This window comes from Streptomyces sp. NPDC031670, assembly GCF_055580545.1.
The window spans coordinates 1-2,092 of record NZ_JBVILC010000058.1; the positions used below are offsets into that span (position 1 = coordinate 1).

2 rRNA genes are annotated in these 2,092 nt (G+C 52.3%); both read right to left on the bottom strand.

The features are described 5' to 3' along the window. Positions 1-354 precede the first annotated feature (354 nt). Positions 355-470: ribosomal RNA gene (gene rrf / locus ACZ5ID_RS36980) — 5S ribosomal RNA — on the bottom strand. A 171-nt stretch (positions 471-641) separates the two neighbouring features. Next, positions 642-2,092 (bottom strand): 23S ribosomal RNA (locus ACZ5ID_RS36985); the annotation flags it as partial.

Genomic DNA, 2,092 nt, shown 5'->3' on the forward strand with positions numbered 1-2,092 from the left:
AACGCCAGGCTTCGTTCAACGACGTTGTGGCGGTGAGCATACAGCTCGTAGCCGCAGCGTGGGCATTGGGCCTTTTCACCGCGGGCAAGCTCCGGCTTGCGCATCAGCAAGTCGCACTCATGGCATGCCACGAGTTCGTCCAGCGGTAAGTCTGACACCTCGAGGGTATCAACCGGGTCGGGCATATAGGGCTCGGACTCTAAAAAAGGTTAGGTGCCTATTCTAGTGTTCTGGTTCAGAAATAACTGTGCAAATTTGTCGGGGGGCCGCTGTATATCGAGCATGTCGGTAAGTTTCTGACCGCCCAAAACAAAACCCCTGATTGCGTTAGCAATCAGGGGTTTCGGAATTTAATCTTGACGATGACCTACTCTCACATGGGGAAACCCCACACTACCATCGGCGATGCATCGTTTCACTGCTGAGTTCGGGATGGGATCAGGTGGTTCCAATGCTCTATGGTCGTCAAGAAATTCGGGTACTGAGTCGTGACCAGTTGGCCTCGCTTCAGCAAATTGGGTATGTGATAGCTTTCGGTGTTTTGTGAGTCTTTCGAACTTTCGGTTCGTTTCGTCTTCACACACCGCAATCTGGTCTCTTTCGCCTTTCAGCTTGGAGCATACAAATTGCTTGGGTGTTATATGGTCAAGCCTCACGGGCAATTAGTATTGGTTAGCTCAACGCCTCACAGCGCTTACACACCCAACCTATCAACGTCGTAGTCTTCGACGGCCCTTCAGGGAACTCAAGGTTCCAGTGAGATCTCATCTTGAGGCTAGTTTCCCGCTTAGATGCTTTCAGCGGTTATCTATTCCGAACATAGCTACCCGGCAATGCCACTGGCGTGACAACCGGAACACCAGAGGTTCGTCCACTCCGGTCCTCTCGTACTAGGAGCAGCCCCTCTCAAATCTCAAACGTCCACGGCAGATAGGGACCGAACTGTCTCACGACGTTCTAAACCCAGCTCGCGTACCACTTTAAATGGCGAACAGCCATACCCTTGGGACCGGCTTCAGCCCCAGGATGTGATGAGCCGACATCGAGGTGCCAAACACCGCCGTCGATATGAACTCTTGGGCGGTATCAGCCTGTTATCCCCGGAGTACCTTTTATCCGTTGAGCGATGGCCCTTCCATACAGAACCACCGGATCACTAAGACCTACTTTCGTACCTGCTCGACGTGTCTGTCTCGCAGTCAAGCGCGCTTTTGCCTTTATACTCTACGACCGATTTCCGACCGGTCTGAGCGCACCTTCGTACTCCTCCGTTACTCTTTAGGAGGAGACCGCCCCAGTCAAACTACCCACCATACACTGTCCTCGATCCGGATAACGGACCTGAGTTAGAACCTCAAAGTTGCCAGGGTGGTATTTCAAGGTTGGCTCCACGCGAACTGGCGTCCACGCTTCAAAGCCTCCCACCTATCCTACACAAGCAAATTCAAAGTCCAGTGCAAAGCTATAGTAAAGGTTCACGGGGTCTTTCCGTCTAGCCGCGGATACACTGCATCTTCACAGCGATTTCAATTTCACTGAGTCTCGGGTGGAGACAGCGCCGCCATCGTTACGCCATTCGTGCAGGTCGGAACTTACCCGACAAGGAATTTCGCTACCTTAGGACCGTTATAGTTACGGCCGCCGTTTACCGGGGCTTCGATCAAGAGCTTCGCGTTAGCTAACCCCATCAATTAACCTTCCGGCACCGGGCAGGCGTCACACCCTATACGTCCACTTTCGTGTTTGCAGAGTGCTGTGTTTTTAATAAACAGTCGCAGCGGCCTGGTATCTTCGACCGGCATGAGCTTACGGAGCAAGTCCTTCACCCTCACCGGCGCACCTTCTCCCGAAGTTACGGTGCCATTTTGCCTAGTTCCTTCACCCGAGTTCTCTCAAGCGCCTTGGTATTCTCTACCCAACCACCTGTGTCGGTTTGGGGTACGGTTCCTGGTTACCTGAAGCTTAGAAGCTTTTCTTGGAAGCATGGCATCAACCACTTCGTCATCTAAAAGATAACTCGTCATCAGCTCTCGGCCTTAGAATCCCGGATTTACCTAAGATTCCAGCCTACCACCTTAAACTTGGACAACCA